Origin of the sequence: Moorena sp. SIO4E2 (assembly GCF_010671945.1) — a bacterium.
Taxonomy (GTDB): Bacteria; Cyanobacteriota; Cyanobacteriia; order Cyanobacteriales; family Coleofasciculaceae; genus Moorena; species Moorena producens.
This window is the reverse complement of record NZ_JAAHIE010000349.1, coordinates 1-8,098: the sequence shown is the minus strand read 5'-3', so window position 1 is coordinate 8,098 and position 8,098 is coordinate 1. Positions and strand designations below refer to the sequence as shown.

The window sequence follows — 8,098 nt, the reverse complement described above, 5'->3', positions numbered from 1 at the left end:
GAACCGGGTCAAATTTTTGGCTTACTCGGTCCTAATGGTGCCGGTAAAACCACCACCATTCGTTGCCTATGCACTCTCACGGCACCGGACGCTGGAAAAATTGAGGTATCTGGCATTTCAGTACTACACAATCCTAGGGCAGCACGCCGCCGCCTAGGCTATGTAGCCCAAGAAGTTGCCCTAGATAAGGTACTCACTGGTAAAGAACTACTCCAATTGCAAGCTGACCTCTATCACCTCCCCAAAGCAGTTGCCAAAGAACGCATCAATAAACTGCTTGACATTTTGCAGCTCAAGGAGTATGCCAATAAAAAAACGGGCGTTTACTCTGGTGGTCTGCGTCGGCGGCTGGACTTAGCCGCTGGCTTACTCCACCAACCCGATGTTTTAGTACTAGACGAACCCACAGTAGGTCTTGACATTGATAGCAGATTTGTGGTATGGGAACTGTTGCAAAAGTTGCGAGACTCAGGAACCACATTACTAATCACCAGCCACTACCTCGAAGAAATAGACGCATTAGCTGACCAAGTCGCAATTATTGACAAAGGCTTGATCATAGCTGAGGGGACACCATCTCAGTTAAAGGATAGTGTTGGAGGCGATCGCATTACCCTGCGCATCCGGGAATTCTGCCCCATGGAAGAAGCTAAGGAAGCCAAAGATATGCTTCAGTCCTTGCCCTTTGTGCGAGAGGTGATTATTAACAGCAATCAGGGCAATTCCCTTAACCTTGTGGTTAAACCCCAAAGCGATGCCTTAATGATCATTCAGCAAGCCTTAAAAGACGTTAGTTTACCAACCTTTGGCATTGCTCAGTCGCGACCTAGCCTAGATGATGTTTACCTGGCTGCCACAGGTAAAACCCTGATGGATGCTGAACTGGCTGAGGCTGGGAAACGGGATCCCAAGGCAGAGCGTAAACAAAATATGGCCTAAAGGAGAGATAGGACAGAGGTTAGTGGAAAGTAAATAAAGATTGCTCCAATTATTGTAAGAATCTATTGTAGAAATAAATATGAGTGAAACCTTTACCCCTCCTAAATCCGACCTTAACTGGCAACCAGACCTTACTGCACCAATCCCAGTCAATGATACTCCTGGTGTAAGTGAATTTATCCAAGAAACCCTAGCCCTAACCAAACGCCTGTTTATTCAGCTGCAACGGCGACCTTCTACCTTAATGGCTGGTATTATCCAGCCCCTAATGTGGCTAATCCTATTTGGGGCATTATTCCAAAACGCTCCTCAAGGGATTTTTGGCGAGAGTTTGAGCTATGGCAAATTCCTAGGTGCAGGTGTGATTGTGTTTACCGCCTTTGCTGGAGCACTCAATGCTGGCTTACCGATCATGTTTGACCGGGAATTTGGTTTCCTCAACCGCTTACTCGTAGCTCCGTTAGTATCTCGTTTCTCTATTGTTGCAGCCTCAGCCATATATATAATCGCTCTGAGTTTGTTGCAAACTGTGGCAATTGTCACCGCCAGTGCCTTTTTAGGAGCCGGTTTACCCAACCTAGCTGGTCTGGCTATGATTGCCTTGATTGTATTCTTGCTGGTGGTGGGAGTCACAGCCCTCAGTCTAGGACTAGCATTTGCTCTACCGGGTCACATTGAACTAATTGCAGTCATTTTTGTTACCAACTTACCCCTACTGTTTGCCAGCACAGCCCTTGCTCCTCTGTCCTTCATGCCGAAATGGTTACAGGTAGTAGCCAGTCTTAACCCCCTCAGCTATGCCATTGAACCAATTCGCTATCTCTATCTCCACAATGACTGGTCTTTTGGTAGTCTTGTGATGCAGGCTCCTTGGGCATCTATTACCTTTGGCCAATCCCTATTGGTATTGCTTGGTTTTAGCACAGTCGTATTACTCGCAATTTCTCCACTACTGAGCCGCCGCTTGTAACTATTCACCCTAGAGCCTTAGCCATAGGCCGGTGTTACCCTTGCTAGCCGGGGGCGGGGAGATGGGGAGATGGGGAGATGGGGAGATGGGGAAAACCCGAAAGACCTCACTGCATCCCGACTCCCTACTCCCTACTCCCTACTCCCGCGCAACCCATAAATTTGTACCTCACCCAATTGAAAACTGCTAGAAGCCATTGCCAATAATCTAGTAGTTGAGTTGATAGCTTTTTGTTGATGGTTGATGCTTGACGGTTGACTATTGACAGGGTCGCGTCAACCGTCCAAAATGAACCTGTAACAATTGTGCAGGTTAACTCAGGTTAACTCAGGTTAACTATATATAATTCTATAGCAGTATACCAGCGAGATTTATCCATTGAGGGGGGATTCCTATGACGATCAGCAACCAATCTGTTGTTACTGTAGCTGTATTGAGTGTAGCCCTTGGCATTACTACAGCGTTACTGCACGGGTCCGCTACTGCCCAAAGTATAGGTACTATTCGAGCGGATGAAAATTTTAATAACCCTAACGAGCAAGACACATTTGGGGGGTTTGGAGACAGTGGTTTCAACGCTTTTGATTTAATCCATAATGCCCAATTGGGTACAGTTGATATCGATCAGTTCAATCAGGGACAGTCTCAGAGACTAGACGATGCTGCTTCTGAGTTTCGGCGTTTACAGTTGGAACGGTTGCGCAATCCCCAACTAGCATATCCAGAAAACCAATATCCACAAAACCAACCTACTACATCTGGGGCTAGCGAAAGTTACCGATAATCTTAGAGACTTTGGATCAGGTTTGGATCAGGTTTGATATCAACTCCGGTTAATCCCTTGGTTTACGGGTTATCCCATGGATGGTATAGCAGTTCTCAATACCCAATTGAGAACTGCTATTTTATGATATAAACTTTGGGAAATCAAGCTAAGGAATCACAGGAGATAGACCTTGAGGTAAACGTTTTAGGCATCGGGCAATTATCCCAGCTGTAGTTTAACATTAGATGCAAGATATGATAGATTCCTGTGTGAATCAAGTTTTCTAAATACAGCTTATGCTCTGAGGATAAGTGACGTAATTCTTGGCTTTTTGATGATGGTTCAATCTTGTCTAGGGCTTCGTAATGATTCGGAATTCTGCTGAGGACATAAGCAATTAAATCCTGGCGTATTTTAGACTGAGAAAACACGTCTTGATAGGGAAACTCCGGATACGTTGCTAAGACGTTTTCAATTTCTTGAATCACTATCGGTGTAGTTACGTGAACAAGGGTTTTACCCATCGTTTACACTCCTTTTGCAAACCGATTTATTATGGCGAACTGGTTTTTTAATTAGTAAATAGCTTGTTTTAAGCCCTGTTTGAAGTCAAGGGAAGTATTCTTAACTGCTGATTAATTGCTGCTAACAGTTCCCGACTATCTACAGGTTTGGTTAGATAATCATTGGCTCCAAGTTCCTTAGCGCGAGCATAGCCATCCTCCTTTGACTGACTGGTTAGAAATATAAACGGTGTTTTCGCTGTCTTTAACCTATCTCGTAATATCTGGAGAAGCTCATACCCATCAAGGGATGGTATATTAATTTCACAAATAATTAAATCAGGTCGGACAACTTTAGCTAAATTTAAACCGAGCCAACCATCGTCTGAAGTAAGGACATTAAATCCTTCTAATTCAAGTAAATCGGAGAAATTTGAGCGCAATACTTTATCATTTTCAATTAATAAAATTGTTTTGTTCATCGCTCCAGGCTTTATAAATTCATGATCAAGATTAATCCCCAACTTGCATAATCCGTTCTAGCAAGAGGCGATCGCTAGTTGAGCTACCGAACCATAACTTATCTTTTGCCAGAGTACTGAGAGATAACTGACCATTCGGTTCAATGCTAAAATCTTGACCCAACACTAACCCTTGCTCCTGAAGCTTCTTGATTGCGACAGCCATCGCTACTGCCACTAAGTCAAGTTCGGGCATCAAATAATCGGGATGACGCAATAGCCAGTAACAAGCATCAAGGTTAATCTCTGGTAGTCGATAAACCGCTGCCAGTAAGACTTGCTCAATATAAGTGGGACTGGGTAAAACAGTCAGAAAGTCTTTAAGAGATTTGATAAATGTTGAGTCTTGACTCTGAAATACATCCACAGCTAATCCGATGTATGACTCATAGTCCTGGGCTTGGCTGGTGGTACCCATGTTTCCTTCCTTGGTCAAAAGCAAACTGTTGATACCCAGGACAACTGGTGTGAAGGTTTGTCTCCTCTGGTGCTCTGGGTGGTGAGGATAAGCTAAATCGATCGTAGGACTGATCGTGGGACTCAGGGATAATTGCTCCAAAGGAGTGGCGTTGGAACAATTACTGGAACTGCTACCTTTGTTTGAAAAAATCATACCCATACCCCGAAGTTCAACCCAAGATCGATTTACCTTACCTACAAATACAAATTAGGGCGCAAATGTGAAGATACTGTGATTGGGTAGGCTACCAACTTAGGGGTAATCTGTAAGATCTCAAAGGTGAGTGCTATCGAATCGGGAGCATCCCAATTATGCAAATCTTAACCAGAGGTCGAGGGGGGATATCTCGGGGATACCGAAGATGGGGAAGATTCCGAAGATGGAACTGAGGTGATGTTCCATCATACCAAGTTAATTCATACATCGCACCTTCTTCCCCCTCCTGCTTGGGAATGGTGATATCTTTGAACCCAGGGCAAATGCATCTAAAGTATAGAATCCTTACCATCAAGACAAAGATTTCAAGATTCATACGCAAAACTACGTTATAGTATGAATCTGATATGCAGTAAGCATTTCAAAATAAGATACCTTTACCCTGGGGTCTAAGAAGGCAATGCTCTAACAAAGCTTGGCCATTCGCTACGCGAATGAACACATTCACAGAAGCTTTAGAAGCATAACGGAGCCGCCATGTCTGATCGCGCATGTCAATTGGCTCAAGCAGAATCAGGACGTGTTTGCTGCTTACAAAGCCTCTTTGGGCTATGTTTGGTCTTGATTTTTGTCTAAGTTCCGATAGGAGAAAGAATTTAGGAGAAAATATTCATCAGAACTATGTCTAGTTTAAGAAAAGAAGGATATCTTCATTTGCAGTTGGACGACGGATCAATAAAGCCTAAAAATCCAGATTTTTTGAATTACTGGAATCATTTAGTAACTGATCCCTATATTGAAGGCGATCATAAATTTAGGCAGAGAAGATATTCAAACATAATCTTTCACAGAAATAGTGAGATTGAATATTTGAGATCAACTTATTTTCAGGGAGAGAGATTTAACAGGCTGTTTGGAGGTCAAAGCAGAATTTTTGAAAAGATAGATGACAATTTATTGACTGATCCAATTTTCATTGACTTAATAAATTATGATTTTTGTTTTTTCTTAAAACATGGCCTTATAACTAGTAAGGAATATAATATGGGAATTCACCAAATTAGAACTCTTACTACAGCCCAAAATACTGGGCGAGTAACACCTGAAGGTATCCATAAGGATGGGCATCCTTTTTTCGCAATTCATTTCATAAATAAAAGTCAGATCACAGGAGGAACTACTAAAATATATGACAACAATCTGAAGTTAATAGAAGAAATAAACTTAAGTAATTTTGGAGAGACTATCTTTGTCCTTGATACTCTGGTTTACCATGGAGTAACAGATATAAAACCATTGCCTGGAAGTGATAAAGGGTTTCGAGATGTTTTGATAATAGAATTTTATTAAAGATGGCAATATATACTAATATAAGCTCTTTTGAGTTAGAAAAAATAGCTTCATACTATGGTATTGAAGCGATCAATTCTTTTCCTATTAATGGAGGAAATGCTAATTCAAACTACTGCTTACAGTCTAAAGATGGAAAATACATAGTAACTGTCTTTGAAGAAGCTTCTCTAGAAAAAATATGCACGATGGGGTATCTTCTTCAATATTTAGAAAGATACAAATTCCCCACTTCTCAAGTTCAAACAACTTATTCCGATAAAATAGTAACTCAATGGCATGAAAAACCTGTTCTAGTCAAGAAATGGATTAACGGAACAGTGCCTACTTTATTAAACGAAACTCTCTTAGAACAGGTTGGTCGTGTTATGGCACAACTACATAGAGTTCCTGCTCCTCCTTATTTACCTCAGTCACACGATTATGGACTGGAGCTTTTTTCAACAGTTTTTGGCAAGTCAATTGATCTGTCTTATGAGTCATGGCTCAAGAATCAGTATCAAGATCTCAATTTTTTATTGCCCATTAAGTTACCAATGGGCTTAATTCATGGTGATCTTTTTTATGATAACATTTTATATGAAAAAAATAACTTGAAAGCCTTTATTGACTTTGAGCAATCTTGTTACTATTACCTCTTATTTGACTTGGGAATGGGAATCCTTGGACTATGCCAAAACCAAGAAAAAATTGATATTGTTAAAGCGAAATATTTCATCAAGGGATATGAACAGGTTCGCTCGTTAGAGCCTCTAGAAAAAGAGCTTTTACAGGTATTAATCGGTTATGCGGCAACTGCAACCTCTTTCTGGAGATTTTGGAAGTATAATATTCATTCACCTAATATAGAGTTGAGAAATGAGCATTGGAAGATGGTTAGGATAGCTGAGGATGTAAAAAGATGTAGGCAAGAAGATTTCCTATCAATATTTGATCCGGCTTGATTTCTCCAGAGCTAGGGATGATGCCTGTTCAAGTGTTAAATTAGACCGAATAAAACGGGGGAAATGCTGGAACTCGTCGGATAAAATAAAAGCATGACCGGCATGAGCTCCACTCCTGTCTACCATTAGAACTCTTGCAAAAGTAGCGATCGCTACTTTTCAAGAGATATTATCACCTATCTACATCCCAAATACCCATAGGTAGATCTTTAAGATTGGGTTTATAGCGAGATCTAGGATCTTCATAGCAGCCTAGGAGTTGATTCCAAACAGGGTTATCTGTTTTTTTATGTCTTCTAAAAATATCCCGTGAAGCCAGCCATCTAAAACTATATCCATAAAAAAGAGCTTTCCTTGTAACGCTAGAGATATTTGGGCTTCGAGCATGCCAAACCCTTCGATCGAAAAATACAGCATCTCCTGGGGCAACAAGCATCGGGACTGCTTTTTCAAAATCTGCTTTGGAAAGAGATGATCTTTCCATCTTGTGGCTCCCAGGAATTATCAGAAGATTTCCCCGATTTGGCTTTGATACATCACTGAGCCAGTAAGAAACCTTGACAGAAAACATATGAGTTTTCAATACATTGAGATCCATTTCTATGATGTCACTATCTCGATGCCATTCTAGCTTCTCTATCGGCAATGGTTGTTCACCCGGTAAGTTGACATCTAAATGAGAATGGAATAAGAAAATGTTAGAGCTTAATAGGTTGACAACTTTAGTGATAGTTTTATCCCAATCTAATAGATTAAGAAAGAAATCTTCTTCTTCTACAAAGTCAAACAAGTGAATAGATTGAGATTCTGGCTCTTTCTGTTTGTGCTTTCTCCATAAATCATCGACCTTCTCTAAAGCTAATGTCACTACATCATCAGGTAAGACGCCTTTCAGTATTAAGTATCCATTGTCATCAAAAAAAACTCTTTCTTCTTCTGTTAGCGGGTAACGCTTATTAGTCTTTTCAGTCATTACTAAATCCTCAAATTACTGTACAAAACTACGTGCAAACATCATTGTTATTGCTTCTTGAGCTTGATAGTCTAGATTGATACTTGCTTGTGATTTATAGTTTCGAGATTGATCAGGCAAATAATATTGAATCCATGCTCGATGCCGATTGGCTAGTTGTATTATACTATCTGCGATGAATTGAATTTCTTCATCCATCATGACAGGATGGAGGGAAACTCTAATCCACCCTAATTGTGGGTTGTGCTGCTGGTTAGATTTTAACCTATCCTCTTGACTTTCTGGCTTACCTTCTTTTATAAGACTATACCCGTAGCTTCCGGGTGCTGCACGACTGGCTTTGCACTGTATTGCAAATTTATCGTTGAGCAATCTTGCTCCTATATACGAGTCCAAATTATCTATGTAAAATGAGATAATAGGAAGCCTATCTCGATGCTGAGATGCCATAATATGAAGGTTAGGGATTATTTCGAGTTTCTTCCACAGCATATTCAAAAGAATCTTATCTCGTGA

At 40.8% G+C, this 8,098-nt stretch carries 10 protein-coding genes and 1 pseudogene; 5 read left to right on the top strand and 6 right to left on the bottom strand.

All coding sequences use genetic code 11. The features are described 5' to 3' along the window. The 3 genes from F6K37_RS26745 to F6K37_RS26735 all read left to right on the top strand — a co-directional run. A partial coding sequence (locus F6K37_RS26745) for an ABC transporter ATP-binding protein (RefSeq protein ID WP_287253387.1) occupies positions 1 to 939 on the top strand: 939 nt, incomplete at its 5' end. A gap of 79 nt (positions 940 to 1,018) precedes the next feature. Next, a complete protein-coding gene (locus F6K37_RS26740) occupies positions 1,019 to 1,909 on the top strand; it encodes an ABC transporter permease (protein WP_008179095.1) in 891 nt (296 codons plus the stop codon). 394 nt (positions 1,910 to 2,303) lie between these two features. After that, positions 2,304 to 2,693: a hypothetical protein gene (locus F6K37_RS26735; RefSeq protein ID WP_008179094.1), complete on the top strand. Its 390-nt coding sequence runs from the start codon at positions 2,304 to 2,306 to the stop codon at positions 2,691 to 2,693. Between the two features lie 143 nt (positions 2,694 to 2,836). Here F6K37_RS26735 and F6K37_RS26730 read toward each other — a convergent pair whose 3' ends face one another. The 4 genes from F6K37_RS26730 to F6K37_RS26715 form a co-directional block, all read right to left on the bottom strand. Then, positions 2,837 to 3,199, bottom strand: coding sequence for a late competence development ComFB family protein (locus F6K37_RS26730; protein WP_008179091.1), 363 nt, complete (start codon positions 3,197 to 3,199; stop codon positions 2,837 to 2,839). A 68-nt stretch (positions 3,200 to 3,267) separates the two neighbouring features. Then, a complete protein-coding gene (locus F6K37_RS26725) occupies positions 3,268 to 3,660 on the bottom strand; it encodes a response regulator (protein WP_044492223.1) in 393 nt (130 codons plus the stop codon). Between the two features lie 31 nt (positions 3,661 to 3,691). After that, on the bottom strand, positions 3,692 to 4,312 hold the full coding sequence (locus F6K37_RS26720) for a RasGAP domain-containing protein (protein ID WP_202799145.1): 621 nt from the start codon (positions 4,310 to 4,312) through the stop codon (positions 3,692 to 3,694). A 133-nt stretch (positions 4,313 to 4,445) separates the two neighbouring features. Next, complete coding sequence (locus F6K37_RS26715) at positions 4,446 to 4,691, bottom strand: hypothetical protein (RefSeq protein WP_008179085.1); 246 nt, start codon at positions 4,689 to 4,691, stop codon at positions 4,446 to 4,448. A 305-nt stretch (positions 4,692 to 4,996) separates the two neighbouring features. Here F6K37_RS26715 and F6K37_RS26710 point away from each other — a divergent pair, with 305 nt between their 5' ends. Further along, positions 4,997 to 5,665 carry a 2OG-Fe dioxygenase family protein gene (locus tag F6K37_RS26710; protein ID WP_008179083.1) on the top strand — a complete coding sequence of 223 codons (669 nt, stop codon included), beginning with the start codon at positions 4,997 to 4,999 and terminating at the stop codon, positions 5,663 to 5,665. A 2-nt stretch (positions 5,666 to 5,667) separates the two neighbouring features. Continuing rightward, entirely contained in the window at positions 5,668 to 6,609 is a 942-nt protein-coding gene (locus F6K37_RS26705; protein WP_008179082.1) for a homoserine kinase, read from the top strand. Positions 6,610 to 6,781: 172 nt separating this feature from the next. Here the strand turns inward: F6K37_RS26705 and F6K37_RS26700 are convergent, their stop codons facing one another. Both F6K37_RS26700 and F6K37_RS26695 read right to left on the bottom strand, forming a co-directional pair. After that, a complete protein-coding gene (locus F6K37_RS26700; protein ID WP_008179075.1) occupies positions 6,782 to 7,582 on the bottom strand; it encodes a phytanoyl-CoA dioxygenase family protein in 801 nt (266 codons plus the stop codon). 15 nt (positions 7,583 to 7,597) lie between these two features. Further along, positions 7,598 to 8,098: pseudogene (locus F6K37_RS26695) on the bottom strand (aminotransferase class V-fold PLP-dependent enzyme); the annotation flags it as partial.

What these genes read in the sequence shown, in the direction of transcription:
- F6K37_RS26715 (WP_008179085.1), bottom strand. Translation starts at nt 4,691, where the DNA reads ATGAATCTTGAAATCTTTGTCTTGATGGTAAGGATTCTATACTTTAGA.
- F6K37_RS26740 (WP_008179095.1), top strand. Translation starts at nt 1,019, where the DNA reads ATGAGTGAAACCTTTACCCCTCCTAAATCCGACCTTAACTGGCAACCA.
- F6K37_RS26730 (WP_008179091.1), bottom strand. Translation starts at nt 3,199, where the DNA reads ATGGGTAAAACCCTTGTTCACGTAACTACACCGATAGTGATTCAAGAA.
- F6K37_RS26725 (WP_044492223.1), bottom strand. Translation starts at nt 3,660, where the DNA reads ATGAACAAAACAATTTTATTAATTGAAAATGATAAAGTATTGCGCTCA.
- F6K37_RS26720 (WP_202799145.1), bottom strand. Translation starts at nt 4,312, where the DNA reads ATGATTTTTTCAAACAAAGGTAGCAGTTCCAGTAATTGTTCCAACGCC.
- F6K37_RS26710 (WP_008179083.1), top strand. Translation starts at nt 4,997, where the DNA reads ATGTCTAGTTTAAGAAAAGAAGGATATCTTCATTTGCAGTTGGACGAC.
- F6K37_RS26700 (WP_008179075.1), bottom strand. Translation starts at nt 7,582, where the DNA reads ATGACTGAAAAGACTAATAAGCGTTACCCGCTAACAGAAGAAGAAAGA.
- F6K37_RS26705 (WP_008179082.1), top strand. Translation starts at nt 5,668, where the DNA reads ATGGCAATATATACTAATATAAGCTCTTTTGAGTTAGAAAAAATAGCT.
- F6K37_RS26735 (WP_008179094.1), top strand. Translation starts at nt 2,304, where the DNA reads ATGACGATCAGCAACCAATCTGTTGTTACTGTAGCTGTATTGAGTGTA.